Below are 19,185 nucleotides of genomic sequence, written 5' to 3' on the forward strand. Positions count from 1 at the left end.
CTGTGAATATTTTTAACGGTTAGTCTATCCAAATAATCGGCCACTGTCAGCACTGAGAATGTTACTGAGTATTAATTGCGATTAATACTGTAACAGGGTTGGTACTCCGTCCCCGGCAGTTTCATGCGTTGTTGTGAGACGAATGATTTGAGCAGTGTGTCAATGCGTGCCATCAGATCTGCTTCGCCAGACAGGTTGAACGGGCCACAATCACGGATTTGTTTGATACCTTCGGCTTTAACATTGCCGGTGACAATGCCTGAAAAGGCCTTGCGTAAATTATTAGCCAGATCTGACAGTGGCTGATCGCGGTGTAAATTTAATGCAGCCATCGATTTGTGAGTGGGGATAAACGGCTGTTGAAAATCGTCTTCTATTTTTAACGACCAGTTAAAGTTAAAGGCATCCCCCATCGCAAGTCTGAATTGCTCGACTTTTTTAACGCCCTGACGCAGTACGAGCGCAACTTCGACGGGATCATCAATAATAATCTGGTAGCGATTTTGCGCGACGCTGCCCAACGTGGCACCAATGAATTCGTGAATGGCCTCAAAATAGCCTTCGCTACCTGCCGGACCGGTTAATACAACCGGGAATGGCTGTTGGGCGTTACGCTCGTGAATGAGGATACCCAGCAGATACAAGAGTTCTTCGGCAGTGCCGACCCCGCCCGGAAAAATAACAATACCGTGCCCAATACGCACAAATGCCTCAAGCCGCTTCTCGATATCAGGCATGATAACCAGTTCGTTTACAATTGCATTCGGCGGCTCGGCAGCAATAATGCTGGGCTCTGAAATACCAATATAACGACCCTGACGATAACGTTGCTTAGCGTGACCAATAGCGGCACCTTTCATGGGCCCTTTCATGGCGCCCGGACCGCAGCCCGTGCAGATATTCATTTCGCGCAAACCAAGTTGATAGCCAACTTCTTTGGTGTACTTATACTCTTTTAAACCAATCGAATGGCCCCCCCAGCACACTACTGTATTGAGATCGTTATTGCGTTCAATTAATTGTGCGTGGCGCAGCATATCGAACACCATGTCGGTAATAGTGCTGCCATCTTGCAAGGTGGTTTTATTGACCAGCGCGTATTTGTTACCCATGTAAAGCAGGTCGCGCAATACGGAAAATAAGTGCTCGTGAATACCTTTAACCAAGTGGTCATCAACAAAACCCACTTCCGGCGGGTTGATAAGTTCCAGTTTGACACCGCGCTCGCGCCTGACGAGCTTGATGTCGAATGACTCGTAGGGGGCAAAGAGCATTTCAGAGTCGTCTTCGTCAACACCACTGTTTAATACAGCAAGACAACAATTACGAAAAAGCCGGTAAAGATCGCTGTTGGTCGTATCTTCGAGTTTAGCCACTTCGAGCTGCGAAAGTTGGCTCATCCAGCCAACCGGGTTTAACTGCACTTTTTTCATATTTGGTCCTGTAAAACAATTTTATTCCGACCATCTGATTTAGCCTGGTACAAGCATTTATCTGCGCGTTCAAACGCACTGGCTAATGACTCGCCATGTTGGCAAAAAGCAACGCCTATCGATACGGTGACCGACAGTCGTTGGTGCTTAAATTTGAAGGGTAGTTCAGACAGTCCTTTTCGCAAATTGTCCAGCCGATTTTTGAGCTCGGGTGCATTAGCATGACTGTACCCGGGTAATAACATTACAAATTCCTCGCCTCCCCAACGGGCGAGGAGCTCGCTACTGGAAACCTGGCTTTTTAAATGCCGGGCGATGGCCTGTAAGGATTTATCACCAGCAGCGTGACCATATTGATCGTTGATACGTTTAAAGTGATCAACATCGAGGATCGCAATACATAACGGCACATCAGCACGTTGACAGCGTTGCCATTCTTTTTCGGCCTTTTCATTGTAAGCCATACGGTTAGGAATTTTGGTCAACGGATCGGTATACATATTTACCCGTTGTTCGATCAGCTTTTTTCGGTAAGAATCGGTCTGCCTTTGCAGTACTTTAAGCTGTTGTTGCATCGAAACCAGGGTGTTAACTAAACATTCCTGCTCGGTACGGTCTGCTTGCTCCCCGGCATTGAGCGAAGCAGCTAACTGGTCGAGATAGAGCTGTGTCTGCTGCTTGAGTTGGTCAACATCGCAATTGTTTGCAACGGCATCTTCCATTTTTGTAATAACAGCCTGTAACGTCAAATGCCGGTTCTGACGCGCATCAAAACTGTCGGTACTTTTAGCTATGCTGTTTTGAGCGTCGTCACTCACGTTATGAAGCGCATTACAGAGACGTTGAATGACGCGGCTGGCATTATTCGCCTCGGCAATGGTTTCGTGGGCCATAACTCGGATCAGGATCAGGCAACTACTGAGTAACTCCTCTTCGCTCAACCCTTTTCCCAGCCTTTCATGTAAAGAGGCCAGGTAATCGTCCTGTGGATTAATCAGCACATAGGTTTGCACCAGTTGTTCAAGTTCCTGCACCAGGTTTTGCTTTAACTGCAGTGCCTGAGAATCGTTGGCGGCGGGCCTTATGGCCGCGTCAGTGCTGGATAGGCCAACTTTATAACATTGCAGTACTTTCTCATACAGAGGCAAAATAGTCGTAATGGTAGCTGACGGCTGTTCGAGCGCTGCAGCAGTTTTGACAGCAAGTTCTCGTGCCGACTGATCAGTCACCAGGCGTTGAAACGTGTGAATGTCTTCGGTGAGTTGGCGTAACCAGTTTTGGGTAAGGGTTTTCACCGTTACCGGCTCCAGCATCAGTAGCTGGTTGAGTTTATTAATACTGATACTGGCGAGGGTATAGTCGGCTTTGGCACTTAAGTGATGACGTAATACACCCAGTTCCTTATCAATATCAACGGATATTCCTTCGTAATAGGTTGATAACCTGATTATAAATGCCGCCAGTTGTTCGCTGTGTGAACGCAGTGTCTGGATTTGTCTGGTATCCATTAGCCGGCATCTTCCTTGGTTGGTATCGGGGCTGCCATGTTGTTATTACTGTCTGGCCATCCGCTCGTTTACCACGTCTACCGCATAATTACTGCGCAGGGGGTTAATGTCGAGACCTCCCCGGCGGGTGTAACGGGCGTAAACGGCCAGTTTTTGCGGTTTACATCGCGCCATCAGGTCACAATAAATTCGTTCGATACATTGTTCATGAAACTCATTATGCTGGCGAAATGAGATGAGATAAGCCAGCAGTCCTTTGTGATCTATCTTCGCACCTTCATAGCGTATCTGGATGCTAGCCCAATCGGGTTGGCTGGTAATCAAACAATTTGACTTGAGTAAGTGACTTACCAGGTTTTCACTTACTGTCTCTTCAGATTCGCAAGTGAGTAACTCAGGTGTTGGCTGGTAATGCTTAACTTCAATATCGAGATCATCAATCACTACTCCTTCCAAGTCGTTAATATGAAGCGCTGAAAAGGCTTGTGGCGTTACCAGTTTAGCGTCGACGGCGGCGCCCGCACAGGCAGAAAGGTCGGCGGTAATATGCTCAAGCACGTCATCGGCAGAGCGAAAATGGCTTTGGTTGAAGCTATTCAGATACAGCTTAAAAGACTTGGATTCAATGAGGTTAGGTGACGAAATGGGCACATAACACTGCAATATGGCCACCTGTGGTTTCCCTTTCGGGTTGAGCCATGACAATTCATAACCGTTCCATATATCAATACCCTGAAAGGGTAAGGGGAAACTGACACCAATTTGTGAGCGGCTCAGCGCTCGCGGAACGGCTTGCAACAAAGACGGCGTATACTGTTCAATGTAATCTACCTTCTGACCTAAAGTGAGATCGGTAGGTAATGTTGAGGGAGACTGGTTGTTTGTCATGTGGCCTTATTGAGTTATTTTTTTAATATATTCAACGTGGAACACAGAATACACTGGTGGCTATGGTATTCTCTGTATTTCCATTTCTTTATTATAGTTCAATAGTATAACCAATATGGAAACGCAATGGAGAATATAGTACAAAAATCATTGCACAAGCTGATGCTTGAGCTTCAACAGGCGGCCGCTACGCAGCCTCAGTTAATGACGACTGAGTTTGATCCTGAATTGAATTCACCTTGTTATACAACTCATGTTGAAGCCGGTCAACCGTGTCAGTGGCAGCCCGTTCTGATGACAATAGAACAGAGCTTTGCCAATATTGAAAACGCCCTAGACATCACTCTCAACGAACAATTCTGCAAGTTTTTTACGACCTACTGGAGTTTTAATCTGCAGGTACGCGCTGAGCAGGGCGATTGTGAGTTATTGCAGGTCTGCAGTGAAGACGACTTTGCCCGGTTACAAGAAAACCTGATAGGGCACTTGTTAATGAAGCAGCGACTCAAGCAGCCGCCGACGCTGTTTTTTGGGCTGACTGACGAGGATGACTTTATTTTATCCGTCGACAACGCCTCCGGTGAAGTGGTTGTTGAGCAAGTAGGCAAAATCCCGCAACGATGCCTGGCGCCAGATTTAGCCAGCTTTCTGGACGGCCTCACACCACCTGTGCTGGTGTGTTAGGCTCCCCATTTAGCTAGCCGGCTCTCCATAACCACCAACGCATCTTCTAATTGCTTGACGCGTTTTTCCAACTGGCTGATTTTTTCTTTGTCGCTGATATCCGCAGGGGAAGGGGCGGCCTGATATTGTTGGTTAAAAGTTTTTATGGCTTCAATTGCATCCAGAACCGTCACTTTAAACGGGGCTTTGCTACGTAGCAGACCAACACCGGGTGTTTGCCCCTGAGCCGCGAGCGTGTGGCATAAGGTAACAAGTGTGGCTTGCTTTTCTGTTGCAGACATTATGGCGTCCTTAATAAAAGACCAGTTATCTTATGCTGGTCAAAAATACCAATACTTCGTTGAATATACCCATAATTAGTTGATGTGCCAAGTTTAAAATTCTCGTGTGTCTTTAAAATCAATAGCTTATAATTGGCCTCATTCTTGATTAACTCTTTATATAAATAATGAATAAACTTTGTTTCAAGGAAATATTATGAAAAAACTCATGCTTTGTACTGCACTGGTAGCCCCGCTTTTACTGTCCGGTTGTGTGATTTCTGTTGGTGGTGATGAGCGCGAGCAGTATCAGTCAGATTGGGAGCAACGTGAGTATAATAATCGAAAGCACATTGCGCGTTTGGAACTTGATACGCATTACGAAGATGTGACCCGTAAAATGGGCGTGGCTGATTTTAATGAGATGGTAGGCGGTGGTGATAATGTTTACCGTATTCTTTACTACCGCACTCAACGCACCGAAGATGATGGTGTGACGACCAAAGATGAGTGTACGCCACTGGTGTTCGAAAATAATCGTTTAATTGGCTGGGGTGAAGAGGCTCTGCGCAAAATATAGTTATTTAAGCACCAATTTAAACACTAAAAAGGTAGCCAGTCGGCTACCTTTTTAGTGTCTGCCAGGTCCTAAGCTGCGATTGTATAATTACAACCATATACCTAGTTTCCCCTATTTTTAAAAAAAGCTCCGGTGGTCAAACATCGTATAATTCATTGTCGCAACCAGCGTTAGCTATACTGTGATTGTCTCCAGCATTGGTAGTTATTCATCGCTCTACACGCCGGTTCTTTAACTTAACGCGATGGGAAAAATCCACCCTTTAACATTTTGTTTACAACGGCGCTGTTTTTCCGCTAAAGTGGGGATTGCCAGATTAAGTAGTGATGGTGAGTGGTTAGCGTAAACCCCCTATCGAGGTATGCACGGTTGGAATTTTTGCGGCCTAAAGTAGGCCGCCTTAATACAGTAATTAATAGTAACGTGTGAGCTTGATGATAGCTGGCGTTTACGGCGCCATATGCGACTAAAATCGGTCTAATTAGTAGGAAGCAGAAAATGGTACAAGCAGAATTACAACAAAATCTCGATAACATCAGAGCTGCCTATCTCTCTGCCGAAGATTTAAAGGTTGCGGCGTCGATTATCTATAATGCTTACCACGACGATCCAATATTCCTGGAGATTTTTCAAAGCGAAAAAGAAGGCTATGAGTCACGTTTACGCTCTGCTATTCGGGAAGAGCTCAGCGCGTTTTGGGAAGCTGACCAACCTATTATTGGTTTGTTTGATGAAGGGCGTCTACTTGCCGTTGCCTGTTTAACCGGGCCGGATAATGCTGCTGGTGCCGGGCGCTACTGGCATTGGCGGTTAAAGATGCTGCTTACAACCGGTTATTACGGCACACGGCAGATGCTAGAAAAAGAAGAAAAAATCCGTGCTGCCATGCCGGCACAAAAGTATCACCTGCTGTCATTTATCGCCGTGCATCCCGATCACCAGTCTCACGGCCTGGGGCATTTACTCATGCGTGCCATCGACAGTGTGTTGCTGGAACACAGAGGCTCAGAAGGCGTTGGCGTGTTTGTAACGGTACCTAAATACGAGAGCTTTTTCTCTGATGGGTTTTATCAGAAAGTGGCCCAGGTAGAAATTACCACCAAGCAGGGTCAGGTGATGTTCAGGCCGCGCCCGTAAGCGCCAGCCCGACAACCAGGTTTAAGTGTACCCGTCGCTCTGCAGTGTTAGCGAATGATTTCGATGTTTTGTAAATGCGACTGCAGGTGATGTTCAAACTTGCTCAGTCGATGAGCAGGAAACACGAATGCCGGACATTTACCCGGTGAGATCTGGTTATAAGGGAGCGAAAAATAGCAATCATCGTCTACTACCTCTAGCGCCACTTTGTTGATTTTTACCAATGGAATTGGGGTAGTCCCTACATGCATCATTTCAGCGTCAAACCGGACATAATCATTAGGCGTATCGACCCGGTCAGCGCTATGTTGCCGCAGTAGTTCGGGTAGCAAAAAAATATTCAGTAAGATACTCAAAAATAATAAGTTGAATGCATGTTCAGTGAGCAACACTGTCAGTGCGTAGACGCCCAGTATTGCGGCTAGCAAGCAAACTCGTTGACGCGGGGATAAAGCCGGCATTTTCGTAATATTTAAGAGTTTAGAAAAAGGCATAGTCGTGATTGCAGATACGTTGTATGGCGTTATTAAATAATAAAACGTGTATTTGAGCAACTGTCAGAGAGTACACGAACGTATTTTTCGTTTAGCCGGGATGAGGTGTACCTACCTGATTATTAAGCACATAAAGACACTCAAAGGCACTGCTATTTTTGCCATTCGCAGGCTCATATTGATTTGGTCAGAGACTTAAAACAACACTTTTGGCTACTACCGGGAGTCATCAATCTGGCGCATGACGTGAAACCGCGGTTATTTGCCGCGACATGAAGTTGCATCAGGCTGCTTTGTGAGTAACATAAAATGCAACCACGGTGTTTTATTCTAAAGTATAAGGTAAATCTGACCTGTCTTGTAAGATATGTCTTACAAAGCTGTGCGATATCGTGGTGGTGTTATGCCAGTATAATTGATAGATTATTCATAATTTACTGATAAATATTACTTTTATTTTTATTTGTGTCGCCGGTCCCGTTTTTTTTGTTCGTAAGGCAAATTAAACCATTAGTATTAATTCTTCACCGGCGTATTATGAATGTGTCACAAGGAAACACGACGAGTCAGGATGACACAGGGACGAATGAGGACGACTCAGGACGAGTAAAAGTGAGACATGATGTTTCACTAAGGAAGCAGGACAAAGCCAGGAGGCTTTCGGGACAACTTCAGGATGAAGAATGCTACAAGCAGGATGGGTAGCCAAACAGGGATTAAGGGAAAGGACCTGCTCAGGATGAGTTGCTCACACAGGATGCGGTGAGAAAAGAGGGAAAGGGGCGTATATGGATTTCAATCTGGATGATTTTAGTCGCAATGGAACGCTGAGAAGGAAGCTCAAAATTCAAAGAAAACGATGGCTCCGGCCATCGTTTTTTTATGCCCGATATAAAGCGCCATTCATGGCGCAGGCTGAGTTAGCGTTACAATGAAAACCCTCATTACCAACGGGAGATGCGGTTAGCTAAGCATAAATATGCATCGCGCCGGTTTGTTTAATGGCGGTCAGGCAAGTATCGTGGTCGTAAATCGGGAAGGACAAAATAAGTTCATCCAAATCAAATGCCTGCGCGAAGTTATTAAGATGTTGTTGCACCTGTGTGGTATCGCCTACCGCTGCATAACGAAGTGTGCTGTTAATCGTACGAATTTCCATTTCATTTAATACCAGACGAATATCCTCAACCGGGGAGGGCAGAGGGTTGTTCGCGCCACGCCGCAAATTAGCAAACTGCTGCTGAACAGAGCTAAACAATTGCTCAGCGTGCGCACTGGTATCGCCAACGACTGCCATCACTCCGGCCGATACATAAGGCTTACTGAGTTGCTCCGACGGCCTGAAATTTGCCCTGTAAATACTGATAGCATCCTGCAGCATATCCGGCGCAAAATGTGAGGCAAAAGAGAAGGGCAGACCCATGTGGGCGGCTAACTGCGCTGAATATAAACTGGATCCTAATAACCAAATTGGTACTTGTGTACCTGCACCCGGTACGGCAATCACCTGTTGGTTATCGGTCGGCTCAGCAAAAAACTGTTGTAGTTCGGTAATATCCTGCGGGTAACGTTCGGCATCGGCCTGGATGTTTCGCCGTAAAGCTTTGGCAGTCGCCAGATCTGTACCTGGCGCCCGGCCTAACCCTAACTCAACACGGCCAGGATAGAGTTCTGCCAGTGTGCCGAATTGCTCAGCAATCACCAGGGGGGCGTGGTTTGGCAGCATTATTCCGCCGGCACCAATACGAATATGAGAGGTTACTGCGCCTACTGAGGCCAATAATACCGCTGTCGCTGCGCTGGCAACAGCGCGCATGCCGTGGTGTTCAGCCAGCCAATAGCGTTTAAACCCTGCTTGTTCGGCGCAGATTGCATTTGCCTGGCTACGCAGCAGAGCATCGCGCACCGATGTGCCGCTGGCCACATGAGCAAGGTCAAGAATGGATAGCGTGATGGAATCTGTCATCGTGTGTACCTCAGTTATTTAGTACTCTTTATTGGGATATCATCACCACAACCAAGGTAGTCTTCGATAGATGGTGACTAGCAGACGACGAACATCGCCCGGCGCACTGAAGCGCATCGACTCGCACTCCGGCAGAAACGGGTTGCTACCAGGAAAGCAAATCGGTGGCGCACTGTGTAACCTGGGCTTAAAGGTCTGTCGCTATTGTGCAATATTGGCGCGAAACTGAGCTATGATGGTCGTTAAGTCAATAACCGTAGGCCTGCCATAAAAACTGGTATCGATATGCAGCGAATTGCTGATCCACCGAATTTGTTGCGTAGAGTTGTGCCCGTGTACCGAAAAGTCAACTCCGTGGTTGCTCACATGGCTGTTGCGGACAAATCTTTCCCGCTCCCATAGCAGGTTCCAGACTACGTCGCTTTGCCGATGCGGAAATTGGTTCCAGTCCCACTCTTCGGGCAGCGTATGAGAAATACCAATGGTTAAACCCTGATAGTGAAGTTTAAATGACAGGGGTTGTTGTACCAGCCATTTACACATTTTTAGCAGGTCAGGCAGTGATTCTGACTGGTGCCATGAGCCGCCGTTTTGTATCCATAAACGCATTGCCATAATGTCTCTGCCGAGTAAGGCTTCGAGCATCATATGTTCATGGTTACCCAGTACCATATGGGCGCCAATCTGTTGCAGGTAAGTAAGCAGCTTTATACTGTCTGGCCCACGGTCGATGACATCACCAAGACTAAATAAAACATCTTGTTCAGGGTTAAAATTTACTTTGTTTAGCTCGGCTTGTAGCCGGTCGAAGTGGGCATCAAGATCGCCCACTATGAATACTCTCGTTGCGTCGTCGATTGTGATTTCTTTACACACCGGCGCTTTATTAAGCGCATTGGCTTTAATCTTCATATTCACCGTATTAGCTGATAACCGTGCTGTAGCGGTGAATGCTACTCGATCCGATGCAGCAGTAAAAGTCCGGGAGCAAATTTTATTCCGGCACAAGGGCGTTAGCCTATCCGGTGACAAATTCGCCTGAACTTTAAGGCTCTGCCCGCACCGGCGAGCATACATTATGCACAGTCTTGTTTGCCTGGGAGCCTGTTCAACCTCTGCTGTGGGGACTTGCACAACCAATCTGGCAACGCCGTGTACGATATTTCTTACTCAGAGGTAAGATAAGACGCTTTCTGATACAGGCTAACATCTTATACTAAAGGTTAAGTGAATGATAAATAACGATTCATGTTTTTCGTACGGGTGATAAGCTTAAATTATCGGTAACTTTTAAAAAATAGCGGTAGCAACAATTTCTAATAGGCGTAACCTTATAAATGTCGCAAGGAGTTGCGGGATGTCAGGAAGACATCATGCTAAAGGAAACCGCAGTAGGGATAGTAGGAGCAGCTTAGGATGGGCTGGCTGGTAGGACACCAGAAAGGAAAGGGATGATAACAACCAGGATGGTTGCAAGGACAATTCCAGGATGGAACAGGCTTAACAGGATGTAGAGCTGTAGCAGGGAATGACGGAAAGGGATACGCTCAGGATGAGTGGCCTGCTGTGAAGCAGAATAAGAGGGAATTGCGTGCAGGGTTTAAGGCATGGCCTTATATCGCACTTACGCTGAGAGGGAGTCTCAAAATTCCATGAAAAACGGTGGCAGTTGCCACCGTTTTTTTTGTGCCCGAAAAGCCGCTTGTCAAGGGCTAATGGAAGCTGTTCATTCGGTGCGGGGGCAACTCGGTCTTCACCACGGTGCGACCATTCATCGTAATGAATCCCTGATAACAGTCGTCACCGGTAGCTGAAAACTCAAAAATAAAATCGCTTCGCCAGTCTAATTTACCGCGATACACCATGGGTTTAGTGGTTTTTCTGGCAACACTAATTAATTGCAGATTTTGCTGTTCACAATAGTGCTTTAAATACTGACTGGCATATTCGGATATGCTTCTAATCCGCCAAAAAAATGTGCCGGCAGCAAACAAGGCAACAAGTAGAACTACATCAAATAAATTCATTGTGCTGAACCTGCCTGGTTAAATAACGCGGCCACTGACTGTTGCATAACGGGATTGTGCTGGTGGGCTTTGGCCAGAGTGAGCATGGTCCTGCGTAATACGGGAATTTGCACCAGATCAGAGAACAAGCCAATGAACAGGGCGTGTTGATGCGCCCCGGCCTGATCGGCTTTAGCAGCGGCTTCTAAAAATCGTTGGGCGGTAAGGGTATCGAGCTGCGCATAGTGGCGGGCCGCAATGACGCTGAGTAAATGCATGTCCGGCTGCGCAACGATATCAAAAAGTTGATTAATACACGCATTAACCGGTGCTGAAAACACCGGTGAGCTGAGCGCGCGTAATAGTTCTGATACGCGTTGGTGTTGGCTATCTTCTCTAGCATGTTCGAGGGTCTGCTGAATAAAAAAATCACGCAGCTGACTATTTAACTCAACACTTTCCAGGCTACTCAACATGGTATCGATGAACGGCTCACTGAAATGCTCATAGTGGTTAACAATGTGCTCAGCCAACGTATCGTTCATCGCGATGAGCGTATCGGCAATGGCTTGAACAGGCAGCTTTTGCCAGTCAATCACTGCTGGGGTTTGCAAATATTGTTCTACCAAAGGGGCCGCATCGTTTTTAGGATCGCCCAAAGCCTGGCGGGTGATGGCCGAAAACTGGGCCATCTGTTGCTGCGTGGGCGTAAACGTATACGGGTTGTCAGGCAATTCGTCAGCCGCTTGATCGGCGGCTATCTGATGGCCCAACGCATCCACAATAATCTGTAAAAAATGGTTGCGCGCTGCTTGTACCAGCATCCCTTGTTCATCAACGGGAAACTTTACAAACCAGATGTAGCGCTGCGCCTTGGGGCGGGTTTGCCAAAACACCACCGCATACCAAACGTGCTGTTGCCTTGGACGAGGCGGGCAGACTTTACCGTTCTCAATATCGAGAAAATCTTGTGAACTAACCGGAAAAACGCCACGTCCCAGATCAAAAATGCGATAATCCGTGCCCGCATGTAAGAGAAACTCGCTCAGCGAGTGAATATTCTTTGAATTCATGCTGAAATTAATAAAAACAAAATTTACGCCTAGTGTAACAGGCATTGGAGATAGCGCGTAATGATTCGTGAATCGCACGAGATACAACACGGCTTGGCGTTGGTGCTAAAGCTTAAGTCGGCAATGACAGCGGCGGGTTTGTGGTCTGTACAGCCCCCAACGGCTGAAGCCCTGGCAAGTCAGCAGCCGTTTGCCTGCGACACCCTGAGCTTTGCGCAATGGTTGCAGTTTATATTTATACCTCGCCTGGATGCCCTGTTAAAAAGTGGTGACAGAGTTCCCCCGATGAGTGTCTTGCCGATGGCGCAGGTGAGCTGGGCAAACGCCCACCCAAACGTGCAGGCTGTGCTCGCTGAATTTGATGATTGGAGCGATACAGTGCATGACCAATGAAACACTGCCCATTATTTATCAGGATGAGTATCTGGTGGCCATTTATAAACCCGCCGGCCTGTTGGTTCATCGCAGCCCCATCGATAAGCATGAAACGCGCTTTGCGGTGCAAATACTGCGCGACCAACTCGGTCAGCATGTGTTTCCGCTGCATCGTTTAGACCGGCCAACAGCAGGGCTATTATTGTTTGCGCTCGACTCTGAGACAGCGGCAAAAATGAACCAGCAAATGATGGCAAATGGAATGCATAAATCCTATCGGACATTGGTGCGCGGGTATGTTAAAGCTCCGGGGATGATTGATTACGCACTTAAATACCGCTGGGACAAATACGCCGATGCCGACCGCACCCGCGATGTTGCCCCGCAAACGGCCCATTCCGATTACTGGCCGCTGGCCCATTATGAATTACCCTTTGCCGTAGGGCGCTATACGTCAGCCCGCTACAGCTGGTTGGGCATGCGCCCCCACACCGGCCGCAAACATCAGTTACGCCGTCATATCCAGCACCTTCGGCATCCCATTGTGGGTGATACCACCCACGGCGACGGTAAGCATAATGCGTTGATGCGCCAACAATTTCATAATCATCGATTAATGCTGGTATGCGTGTCGATGGGTTTTTATCACCCGGTCAGCGATGAATGGCTTACAATTAGCACCCAAGTCGATAGCGAAATAGCCGAGTTATTGGTAAGCTGGCAGCCGTTTTTAACCTGGAGTCAAAAGTAAAGGTAGGTTCATGGCAACCCTGAATATTATCGTTGGTTCGGTATACGGCAATGCAGAAAATGTCGCCGAAGAAGTACAGACGTTTTTAGAAGATAAAGGTATTGATTCAGAAATTTTTAAAGATCCTGATGTCAGTGATTTTACCGACCCCAAAGCACTGTTGGTAATCACCTCAACAACAGGGCAGGGCGATTTGCCGCCTAACCTGGAGTTTCCTATTGATGAACTGCGCACGCAGTTTCCATTACTGGAGCAAAAACCCTTTGCAGTGGCCGCGCTTGGCGACAGCAGCTATGGCGAATCGTTTTGCGGTGGTGGCAAAATTTGCCAGGAGTTATTAACCGAATTACAAGGCTTTCCTGTGGTGGATATGCTCGAAGTTGACGCCATGGAAACCCTGGAGCCGGAGCAGGATGTGCTGGAATGGTTTAAAGGCATTCAGCAAAAGTTACTGGGATAATTGCCGGCGCAGCATGTCAAAAGGCGCCACGTAGGCGTCTTTTTGCTTTTTAGACCGCTGACTCTTGCGGTCGGGCAGTGCCTCAACGTTCGACAAGCAATGCACTGGCCGGTGCTCGTCAGAGCGATGCAGCCAGTTTAAACGTAAGGGTATAGCGGCTATATTGGCGACTGCCTGAAACATGATTAAGGAACAACCATAAGATGAACGAAGTCTTTACCCGATTTACGGATTGGGCGATTCTTTATATTCCTAACCTGATATTAACGGCGTTAGTGCTGATCATATTTTTGCTCGTCAACAGGTTACTCTTACCCCGGGTGGAAAAGCTTGCAAAAAACAGCAAGTTAAATGAAGAGGCGCGCAAAAAGACCTATCATACCGCCCGACTCTTAGCAGGGATCTTAACCGTTGCGGTGCTACTGTTAGTCTGGGGTGTCGACTTTAGTGGACTCATTGTGCTTTCCACCTCTATTATCGCGTTAACCGGTGTTGCCCTGTTTGCCAGTTGGTCTTTATTGAGCAATATCACCTCTTATTTTGTGTTGTTGTTTCAAAAATCCTACAGCAAGGGAAATTTTATTCGCATAATGGATGGTGATAACTACATGGAAGGGTACATCACAGACATTAACCTGTTTGCTACGCGTTTATTAACCAAAGATAACGAAGAAATTGCCTATCCCAATAACCTGGTATTAACCCGGCCAATTATTATTAACCCGAAGCAGCACTGGCAGGGCATCGGTAAAACATCGGATAAAAACCAAACACCAGAGAACCAGGTTCAGAACCAAAAAAATTAACCGCGAAGTTTTAAAACTGATCAGGTTGCTGCTGGGGAATGCCTGTTGTTGCAGCCATCGATGTATGAGATGAAATACCGCCTTTTTAAGTACCTGTTGGTATGCCACACATTTATTACTGACAGCGCTTGCAGCGTAAAAAGTGCATCAGGCAAGCCAGATGAAGTCTGCTTTCCGGGTGGTTCTTTCAGCCACAACAAGTGACAAAAAAGGCGCCATCAGGCGCCTTTTCAGATACTAGCGAATAGTGCTTATTCTGCGCCACGCAAGAGGGCGTTAATGCCGACTTTTGCCCGGGTTTTGGCATCAACCTTTTTAACGATGATGGCTGCATACAAGCTGTAGGTGCCGTCTTTACCTGGCAGATTGCCGGGTACCACAACAGCGCCTGCCGGAACTCGTCCGTAGTGTATTTCGCCGGTTTCACGGTCATAAATGCGGGTACTTTGGCCAATATAAACGCCCATTGAGATCACCGCGCCTTCTTCGACAATAACGCCCTCAACAATCTCTGAACGGGCACCAATGAAACAGTTGTCTTCAATGATGGTGGGGTTAGCTTGTAACGGCTCTAATACACCGCCAATGCCCACACCGCCTGATAAGTGAACGTTTTTACCAATTTGCGCGCACGAGCCTACCGTTGCCCACGTATCCACCATACAACCTTCGTCTACATAAGCACCAATGTTTACGTAAGAAGGCATTACTACTACGTTCTTGCCAACATATGAGCCGGTGCGAACCGCTGCCGGTGGCACAATACGGACGCCATCAGCGGCAAACTGCTCTGCGCTATAGTCAGCATATTTAAGCGGAACCTTATCAAAGAAACGGCTTTCTGCACCTTCCATTACGTCATTGTTATGCAGACGGAAAAAAAGTAGTACCGCCTTTTTCAGCCATTGGTGGACAACCCATTCGCCGGCGATTTTCTCTGCAACGCGGGCTTCACCGCTATTTAGCATGGCTATGGCGTCGCTTACGGCTTGTTTTACTTCAGCCGGAGCGGCAGAAGGCGTAATACTGGCGCGGTCTTCGAAGGCCGCTTCAATAATGGCTTTTAATTCAGTCATGGTATGTTGATATCTTCAAGTTGATCGAGTTTAAACAATATACGCTTTTTCAGCGTTGTCTGTTCTTCTGGCGTCAGGGCTTTGCCTTGCTCATTCGACACAATAAACACGTCTTCCGCGCGTTCACCGATAGTGGCAATTTTGGCTAGTTTTAAAGTTAATTTGCAGTCTACGAAAGCGTGACCGACTTTAGCAAGAATTCCCGGCGCATCCAATGCTTCCAGCTCAATTAAAGTGGCATCGTCCTGAGAAGAGTAAAATCGCACTTTAACCGGCACATCGAGCTGTTTGTGTTTGCGCGACAGTTTACGGGTATTATTATGATTACGTCCGGGTTTGAGTAACTGATCTTCAATGGCTGATTCGATCGACCGTAAACGTGACTCGCCTTCTATTCGCGAACCATCGTTTTCTAAAATCAAAATGCTGTCAAATACATGGCCGTCACGGGTTACCGCAATGTGCGCGTCATGAATAGAGCAGTTACGGCTATCAAGTACCGAGGCAATTTGGGCGAACAGGGCAGGCCGATCGTCACCATAAAGCAGTAACTCGGTACCACCTTTGGCTAACTCATTATTGGTTTTAATGAGCATATCACCAGCCTTGCGGCGCTCTTCAAAGGCGAGAATTTCCCGCGAGTGCCAGCTAATTTGCTCCGGCTTAAAACGGGCGAAGTAATCGTCCTCAAAACGAGACCACAACGTCTCGAGTTTGTCGGCATCAGTGCCGTGTTGTTTGAGCAACTGAGTGGCTTTTTGTTTATGTGTGTCAACCCGTTCGCGCATCGTGGCGCCACACTGTAAACCATTGTCGAGGGCTTTTTGCGTCATGGAATAGAGTTCGCGCAATAGCGACGACTTCCAGTCGTTCCACAGGTTGTCGTTGGTGGCCCGAATATCGGCCAGAGTCAGTACATACAGCAAATTTAAATGGGTGTGGCTTCGCACTGCGGTGGCAAAATCGTTAACCACTTCAGGATCGTAAATGTCACGTCGCTGCGCAACCACCGACATTAACAGGTGGTTTTCGACCAGCCAGGCAATGAGCTCGGCATCGTTGCTGGCGATCCCGTGGCTGTCACAAAACAGCGCCACATCTTTGGCTCCGAGGGTTGAATGGTCGCCGTTGCGGCCTTTGGCGATATCGTGGAAGATAGCCGCGATATACAGCAGCTCTGGCTTGTCGAGGTTGCGCACAATGCGACCGCAGCGCGGAAACGCTTTATTGTCACGAGAAAAGTAGTGATTGACGTGCTTAACCAGCCGGTGCGTATGTTCATCAACAGTGTAGGCATGGAACAAATCAAACTGCATCATGCCAACGATATGATCCCATTCAGGCAGATAGGCCTGTAAAATACCGTACTGATGCATAATGTCCCAGGCAAAGTCGAAAAAATGCGGGTGTCTGAACAGCGCCATCAGTTTTATGCGACAGGCTTCACGTTTCACATAGTACGCCGACTGAAAACGTCGCCGGGCGTTACGCAGAGCACGAATACAGCTGGTATCGAGGCCTTTTATTTCGGGATGATCGGCAATGATTTTTAAAAAGTCGAGAATGTCCTCGGGGGTCGAAAACACGTCATCGTGAATGGGGGAAATATTGTCATCAAGTATGCAGTAGTCATCATTAATAACATGACGATGCTGCGTAGTCTGATTGAGCATGTCGTAGCGAAACCGCTGCAAAAGCATCTGGTTGAGTTCGCTTACACGGCGCACATTGCGGAAAAAAGCGCGCATCATTTTTTCAACGGACGTTTTGTTGTCGTCGCCATAACCCATCAGGGTGGCGACGTCCGGTTGGTAATCAAATAACAACCGGTTTTCACTGCGGCCAGCGACCAAATGTAATGCAAAGCGGATGCGCCAGAGCGCCATCCGGCATTCGACTAATTCATCGAGTTCTTCCTGGGTAAAATAACCATGCCCGACGAGGCCCTGGCCGTCGTATTCTTTAAAGTGCTTCTTGGCGACCCATCCGATGGACTGAATGTCTCGTAAACAGCCGGGGTTTTCTTTAACGTTCGGCTCGAGGTTATACGAGGTGCCATTAAACTTGGCATGTCGCGCCTTTTGTTCGTCATATTTGGCGGCAAAAAACGCCTGGCTGGTCCAGGTATCCTTTTCGTTCACCGCATGCCACAAATCCACGAAGGTCTGATCGCAGCCACACAACATGCGGCTTTCAACCAGGTTGGTGGCGATTGAAATATCCCCTTTGGCCAGTTTAACGGTTTCTTTTATGGTTCTGACCGACTGGCCAATATCCAGCTTTATATCCCAAAGCAGGGTAATGAACTGGCCTATTTTATCCTGAATGTCCCGGGGCAGCGTTTTTTTACTGACAATCAATAAATCTATATCAGAATATGGCTGCAAATGACCACGGCCATAACCGCCGACTGCACAAAGTGCCAGTCCTTTTAGTTCGGCTAAACCGTAAAGACGCCACAGGTGCTGCAGCAGTGTGTCGACAAAAACTGCGCGACCGGTAACCAACTCGTTAATCGGTTCTTCAGTAAAACTGGATCTAAGCCAGTCGTAGCTGTTGATAACCAACTGACGTATGGCTGCAACATTGTCGGTTGACTCAATCGCGGCTATTTCTTCACATAACGATTTTAATTTCAAAACTCACCCAATGTTTACGTCTTAGTTCGTATCGCCGCGCATTGTTTACATCAAAACGCTGGCGAATAGCGATCATCGATTGAATACAAAAAAACGGTTATTCCTTTATTCTGCCGGTAGCCGCTGTCAGGCTGTGTTCTGAAAGTCTGTTAGCTATGGCTGTAGGTTCGTTCGAGTTCTTCGTCGTCTCTTAGCGTCAATACTTCTACACCGTCTTCGGTTACTAGCAGCGTGTGCTCCCATTGCGCACTCAAGCTGCGGTCTTTGGTCACCACTGTCCACTGATCGGGTAAAACTTTAGAGTAGCGTTTACCCGCGTTTACCATCGGCTCTATGGTAAAACACATGCCGGGCAGCAGTTCTTCGCCGGTACCGGGTTTTCCGTAGTGCACAATTTGCGGCTCTTCGTGGAAGCCAGCCCCAATGCCGTGCCCGCAATACTCACGCACAATAGAATAGTTATGCGCTTCAGCATGGGTTTGGCATATATGACCAATATCGCCTAAGCGCATACCCGGTTTGACCTGCTGAATAGCCTTGTATAAACATTCCTGGGTCACTCTTATCAGGCGGTCGGCCAGAATACTAGGTTTGCCCACTACAAACATCTTGGATGTATCGCCGTGGTAACCATCTTTAATCACGGTTACGTCGATGTTGACGATGTCGCCATCCTTGAGTTTCTTATCGGCCGGTATGCCATGACAGATAACATGGTTAACCGATGTACATACTGATTTTGGAAATGGCGGATGACCATAGTTTAATGGGGCTGGGATCGCCTGCTGCTCATTAACAATATAGTCATGGCAAAGCGTATTGAGTTCTTCGGTAGTGACACCTTTTTTAACATAGTCGCCTATCATCATCAGTACGTCAGCAGCAAGCCTGCCTGCGACACGCATTTTCTCGATTTCTTCAGCGGTTTTTATTATTGCAGCCACCCGAATCCTCTTTTTATTTGTTCGTTAAGGCACAGCATGGTGTCTGTTTGAGCGTTGTTCTGGGTAAACAAACAGAGCAGCTATGCATCATTTAATTGGCAGTAT

Annotated in this window: 20 protein-coding genes; 7 read left to right on the forward strand and 13 right to left on the reverse strand. The window is 47.3% G+C overall.

Annotation, left to right across the window (positions count from 1 at the left end; all coding sequences use genetic code 11):
- Positions 1–71: 71 nt before the first annotated feature.
- From ppnN to queF, 3 genes are read right to left on the reverse strand one after another with little or no spacing between them, the layout of a single operon-like run.
- A complete protein-coding gene (gene ppnN / locus OIK42_RS06345; RefSeq protein WP_273639182.1) occupies positions 72–1,433 on the reverse strand; it encodes a nucleotide 5'-monophosphate nucleosidase PpnN in 1,362 nt (453 codons plus the stop codon).
- Complete coding sequence (locus OIK42_RS06350) at positions 1,430–2,941, reverse strand: GGDEF domain-containing protein (protein ID WP_273639184.1); 1,512 nt, start codon at positions 2,939–2,941, stop codon at positions 1,430–1,432. Before OIK42_RS06350 ends, ppnN begins: the two co-directional genes overlap by 4 nt.
- Before the next feature lie 45 nt (positions 2,942–2,986).
- A complete protein-coding gene (queF, locus tag OIK42_RS06355; protein WP_273639186.1) occupies positions 2,987–3,829 on the reverse strand; it encodes an NADPH-dependent 7-cyano-7-deazaguanine reductase QueF in 843 nt (280 codons plus the stop codon).
- 126 nt (positions 3,830–3,955) lie between these two features.
- On the opposite strand from queF, the gene syd reads away from it, so the two are divergent.
- Positions 3,956–4,513, forward strand: coding sequence for a SecY-interacting protein (syd, locus tag OIK42_RS06360; RefSeq protein WP_273639188.1), 558 nt, complete (start codon positions 3,956–3,958; stop codon positions 4,511–4,513).
- On the opposite strand, the gene OIK42_RS06365 is transcribed toward syd, so the two are convergent.
- Positions 4,510–4,794, reverse strand: a complete 285-nt coding sequence (locus OIK42_RS06365; protein WP_273639189.1) for a Rossmann-fold NAD(P)-binding domain-containing protein — start codon at positions 4,792–4,794, stop codon at positions 4,510–4,512. The genes syd and OIK42_RS06365 overlap by 4 nt on opposite strands.
- A gap of 196 nt (positions 4,795–4,990) precedes the next feature.
- Between OIK42_RS06365 and OIK42_RS06370 the strand changes: the two genes are divergently transcribed.
- Together OIK42_RS06370 and OIK42_RS06375 are read left to right on the forward strand one after the other, a co-directional pair.
- The gene (locus OIK42_RS06370; protein ID WP_273639191.1) at positions 4,991–5,353 is read left to right on the forward strand and encodes a DUF3192 domain-containing protein; all 363 of its coding nucleotides are present in this window, start codon (positions 4,991–4,993) and stop codon (positions 5,351–5,353) included.
- 498 nt (positions 5,354–5,851) lie between these two features.
- Positions 5,852–6,490, forward strand: a complete 639-nt coding sequence (locus OIK42_RS06375) for a GNAT family N-acetyltransferase (RefSeq protein ID WP_273639193.1) — start codon at positions 5,852–5,854, stop codon at positions 6,488–6,490.
- 47 nt (positions 6,491–6,537) lie between these two features.
- Here the strand turns inward: OIK42_RS06375 and OIK42_RS06380 are convergent, their stop codons facing one another.
- The 5 genes from OIK42_RS06380 to OIK42_RS06400 form a co-directional block, all read right to left on the reverse strand.
- Positions 6,538–6,918 carry a hypothetical protein gene (locus tag OIK42_RS06380; protein WP_273639194.1) on the reverse strand — a complete coding sequence of 127 codons (381 nt, stop codon included), beginning with the start codon at positions 6,916–6,918 and terminating at the stop codon, positions 6,538–6,540.
- 1,033 nt (positions 6,919–7,951) lie between these two features.
- On the reverse strand, positions 7,952–8,950 hold the full coding sequence (locus tag OIK42_RS06385) for an LLM class flavin-dependent oxidoreductase (protein WP_273639195.1): 999 nt from the start codon (positions 8,948–8,950) through the stop codon (positions 7,952–7,954).
- Between the two features lie 201 nt (positions 8,951–9,151).
- Entirely contained in the window at positions 9,152–9,862 is a 711-nt protein-coding gene (locus OIK42_RS06390) for a metallophosphoesterase (RefSeq protein WP_273639197.1), read from the reverse strand.
- A gap of 800 nt (positions 9,863–10,662) precedes the next feature.
- Entirely contained in the window at positions 10,663–10,977 is a 315-nt protein-coding gene (locus tag OIK42_RS06395) for a DUF3301 domain-containing protein (RefSeq protein ID WP_273639199.1), read from the reverse strand.
- The gene (locus OIK42_RS06400; protein ID WP_273639201.1) at positions 10,974–12,029 is read right to left on the reverse strand and encodes a DUF3549 family protein; all 1,056 of its coding nucleotides are present in this window, start codon (positions 12,027–12,029) and stop codon (positions 10,974–10,976) included. The genes OIK42_RS06395 and OIK42_RS06400 overlap by 4 nt, the downstream gene beginning before the upstream one ends.
- 60 nt (positions 12,030–12,089) lie before the next feature.
- Between OIK42_RS06400 and OIK42_RS06405 the strand changes: the two genes are divergently transcribed.
- From OIK42_RS06405 to OIK42_RS06415, 3 genes are read left to right on the forward strand one after another with little or no spacing between them, the layout of a single operon-like run.
- Positions 12,090–12,422 carry a YqcC family protein gene (locus OIK42_RS06405; protein ID WP_273639203.1) on the forward strand — a complete coding sequence of 111 codons (333 nt, stop codon included), beginning with the start codon at positions 12,090–12,092 and terminating at the stop codon, positions 12,420–12,422.
- Positions 12,412–13,155 carry a pseudouridine synthase gene (locus tag OIK42_RS06410; RefSeq protein WP_273639205.1) on the forward strand — a complete coding sequence of 248 codons (744 nt, stop codon included), beginning with the start codon at positions 12,412–12,414 and terminating at the stop codon, positions 13,153–13,155. Before OIK42_RS06405 ends, OIK42_RS06410 begins: the two co-directional genes overlap by 11 nt.
- Before the next feature lie 10 nt (positions 13,156–13,165).
- The gene (locus OIK42_RS06415) at positions 13,166–13,615 is read left to right on the forward strand and encodes a flavodoxin domain-containing protein (protein ID WP_273639208.1); all 450 of its coding nucleotides are present in this window, start codon (positions 13,166–13,168) and stop codon (positions 13,613–13,615) included.
- Here the strand turns inward: OIK42_RS06415 and OIK42_RS06420 are convergent.
- Complete coding sequence (locus tag OIK42_RS06420; protein ID WP_273639211.1) at positions 13,604–13,798, reverse strand: hypothetical protein; 195 nt, start codon at positions 13,796–13,798, stop codon at positions 13,604–13,606. The genes OIK42_RS06415 and OIK42_RS06420 overlap by 12 nt on opposite strands.
- 20 nt (positions 13,799–13,818) lie before the next feature.
- Between OIK42_RS06420 and OIK42_RS06425 the strand changes: the two genes are divergently transcribed.
- The gene (locus OIK42_RS06425; protein ID WP_273639213.1) at positions 13,819–14,421 is read left to right on the forward strand and encodes a mechanosensitive ion channel domain-containing protein; all 603 of its coding nucleotides are present in this window, start codon (positions 13,819–13,821) and stop codon (positions 14,419–14,421) included.
- A gap of 251 nt (positions 14,422–14,672) precedes the next feature.
- On the opposite strand, the gene dapD is transcribed toward OIK42_RS06425, so the two are convergent.
- The 3 genes from dapD to map all read right to left on the reverse strand — a co-directional run bounded on the left by dapD (position 14,673) and on the right by map (position 19,080).
- On the reverse strand, positions 14,673–15,497 hold the full coding sequence (gene dapD / locus OIK42_RS06430; protein ID WP_273639215.1) for a 2,3,4,5-tetrahydropyridine-2,6-dicarboxylate N-succinyltransferase: 825 nt from the start codon (positions 15,495–15,497) through the stop codon (positions 14,673–14,675).
- The gene (gene glnD / locus OIK42_RS06435) at positions 15,494–18,136 is read right to left on the reverse strand and encodes a [protein-PII] uridylyltransferase (protein WP_273639217.1); all 2,643 of its coding nucleotides are present in this window, start codon (positions 18,134–18,136) and stop codon (positions 15,494–15,496) included. Before glnD ends, dapD begins: the two co-directional genes overlap by 4 nt.
- A gap of 149 nt (positions 18,137–18,285) precedes the next feature.
- Positions 18,286–19,080, reverse strand: a complete 795-nt coding sequence (gene map / locus OIK42_RS06440; RefSeq protein WP_273639218.1) for a type I methionyl aminopeptidase — start codon at positions 19,078–19,080, stop codon at positions 18,286–18,288.
- Positions 19,081–19,185 lie beyond the last annotated feature (105 nt).

Origin of the sequence: Alteromonas gilva, from assembly GCF_028595265.1 — a bacterium.
Taxonomy (GTDB): Bacteria; Pseudomonadota; Gammaproteobacteria; order Enterobacterales; family Alteromonadaceae; genus Alteromonas; species Alteromonas gilva.

Bases quoted from the DNA above. Each gene is read 5' to 3' on its own strand.
- ppnN (WP_273639182.1), bottom strand. From the start codon at position 1,433: ATGAAAAAAGTGCAGTTAAACCCGGTTGGCTGGATGAGCCAACTTTCG.
- OIK42_RS06350 (WP_273639184.1), bottom strand. From the start codon at position 2,941: ATGGATACCAGACAAATCCAGACACTGCGTTCACACAGCGAACAACTG.
- queF (WP_273639186.1), bottom strand. From the start codon at position 3,829: ATGACAAACAACCAGTCTCCCTCAACATTACCTACCGATCTCACTTTA.
- syd (WP_273639188.1), top strand. From the start codon at position 3,956: ATGGAGAATATAGTACAAAAATCATTGCACAAGCTGATGCTTGAGCTT.
- OIK42_RS06365 (WP_273639189.1), bottom strand. From the start codon at position 4,794: ATGTCTGCAACAGAAAAGCAAGCCACACTTGTTACCTTATGCCACACG.
- OIK42_RS06370 (WP_273639191.1), top strand. From the start codon at position 4,991: ATGAAAAAACTCATGCTTTGTACTGCACTGGTAGCCCCGCTTTTACTG.
- OIK42_RS06375 (WP_273639193.1), top strand. From the start codon at position 5,852: ATGGTACAAGCAGAATTACAACAAAATCTCGATAACATCAGAGCTGCC.
- OIK42_RS06385 (WP_273639195.1), bottom strand. From the start codon at position 8,950: ATGACAGATTCCATCACGCTATCCATTCTTGACCTTGCTCATGTGGCC.
- OIK42_RS06390 (WP_273639197.1), bottom strand. From the start codon at position 9,862: ATGAAGATTAAAGCCAATGCGCTTAATAAAGCGCCGGTGTGTAAAGAA.
- OIK42_RS06395 (WP_273639199.1), bottom strand. From the start codon at position 10,977: ATGAATTTATTTGATGTAGTTCTACTTGTTGCCTTGTTTGCTGCCGGC.
- OIK42_RS06400 (WP_273639201.1), bottom strand. From the start codon at position 12,029: ATGAATTCAAAGAATATTCACTCGCTGAGCGAGTTTCTCTTACATGCG.
- OIK42_RS06405 (WP_273639203.1), top strand. From the start codon at position 12,090: ATGATTCGTGAATCGCACGAGATACAACACGGCTTGGCGTTGGTGCTA.
- OIK42_RS06410 (WP_273639205.1), top strand. From the start codon at position 12,412: ATGACCAATGAAACACTGCCCATTATTTATCAGGATGAGTATCTGGTG.
- OIK42_RS06415 (WP_273639208.1), top strand. From the start codon at position 13,166: ATGGCAACCCTGAATATTATCGTTGGTTCGGTATACGGCAATGCAGAA.
- OIK42_RS06420 (WP_273639211.1), bottom strand. From the start codon at position 13,798: ATGTTTCAGGCAGTCGCCAATATAGCCGCTATACCCTTACGTTTAAAC.
- OIK42_RS06425 (WP_273639213.1), top strand. From the start codon at position 13,819: ATGAACGAAGTCTTTACCCGATTTACGGATTGGGCGATTCTTTATATT.
- dapD (WP_273639215.1), bottom strand. From the start codon at position 15,497: ATGACTGAATTAAAAGCCATTATTGAAGCGGCCTTCGAAGACCGCGCC.